The organism is Oscillibacter sp. MSJ-31, from assembly GCF_018918025.1.
Lineage (GTDB): Bacteria > Bacillota > Clostridia > Oscillospirales > Oscillospiraceae > Hominicoprocola.
Genome location: NZ_JAHLPT010000065.1, coordinates 1 through 1,226, shown reverse-complemented (window position 1 = coordinate 1,226; position 1,226 = coordinate 1). Strand labels below are relative to the sequence as shown.

The window sequence follows — 1,226 nt, the reverse complement described above, 5'->3', positions numbered from 1 at the left end:
GGAAACACCTTCGACGGCGCGACGCCCGCCTTTTGGCATAGGCGCTTCATTGCACTCCATATCTGCCGCCGGTCCATACTCCTCCCGCCCGTGGTGAGAAAGATCTCGCCGTGGGCGATTTTTTGCTTCCTGGCATATTTCAGCAGCTTGCGGCAGAGCTTCGCGGGCAGCAGGATCGTCCGAATTTTCCCTTTCAACGAAACCTCGGCACGGCCTTGACTGGCGGCCTCGACGGTAAGGTATTTGACCTCGCCCACGCGGATGCCGGTCGCACAGATGCTCTCCATCAGCAGCGCAAGACGGGCATCGCCGGTGCTCTCCGCGGCGGCGAGCAGACGGTCATACTCCGTGCGCGTCAGCTCGCGTTCCGGCTCACGAAAAATGCGGCGCTGGACCTTGAGAAACCGCGCGCGGCAATCCTCCCAGCCGAGAAAGCGGAACAAGCCGTTCAGCGCGGCAAGCGCGGTGTTGATGGTGGATGGGGCCTGCCGCCGCTCGGCCAGATGTGCCTTCCATTCGGTCACGGCTTCTTTTGTGACTGCCGCACCGTCCAGCCATACGGCAAAGGCGCGGACGCTGCGCAGGTATTTCTCCCGCGTCGCCGCAGCGTGCTCGTCCTCCTTCAGCTTGCGGTCGTAAGCCTCGACCATGGCCACTGTGATTTTCCGCTCGTTCATAATCTACCTCCTGCAAATGATTTGTGCTTATTTTACCTTGCAGGAGATAGGCTATGCGGTTTTACGTCCCACGGTGGGATCTATTTATAGGCCCAATTCGTCAACCCTGGTCATCGTCAGGGCATAGGGATCAAGATTGAAAACGGGCTTATGCTGATTTATGGCATAGAAGAGCGCGTGATCCTCGGTGCGGCCTGTCGGCAGAGCTTCCGTGTCAAAGACCGTCAGCATCATGTCCGCAAGGTCGATAATCCGCTTGTAGGCCAACAGCTGTGCACCGGTCTGCGGAAATGGGACGGCATACTCCGTGCGCGTGCAGTTCTCCAGCATCTTAAAATACCGCTCCCGCAGATACGGTGCCCATTTGGTGGATTGCTCCTCATGCGGCGCGGTGCAGAAGAGCTTCATGTCGCGATCCCTCTCCATCAGGACATTGATCTGCTCAGCGGCATAAAGGCCGATGCCGTGGTCACAGGCCGTATAGAACTGTGTTACATCCTGCTGCCGCAGCTCCATGATTTTCTGCAAAAGCTCCTGTTTCATGGCAAT

2 protein-coding genes are annotated in these 1,226 nt (G+C 58.1%); both read right to left on the bottom strand.

What is annotated here, in order from left to right; translation table 11 throughout:
* Nucleotides 1-677 (bottom strand): tyrosine-type recombinase/integrase (locus KQI17_RS13425; protein WP_253285844.1); only part of this gene is annotated, 677 nt, incomplete at its 3' end.
* Nucleotides 678-761: 84 nt separating this feature from the next.
* Nucleotides 762-1,226, bottom strand: a 465-nt coding sequence (locus KQI17_RS13420; protein WP_216496692.1) for an SLOG family protein, incomplete at its 5' end; no start/stop codon positions are given.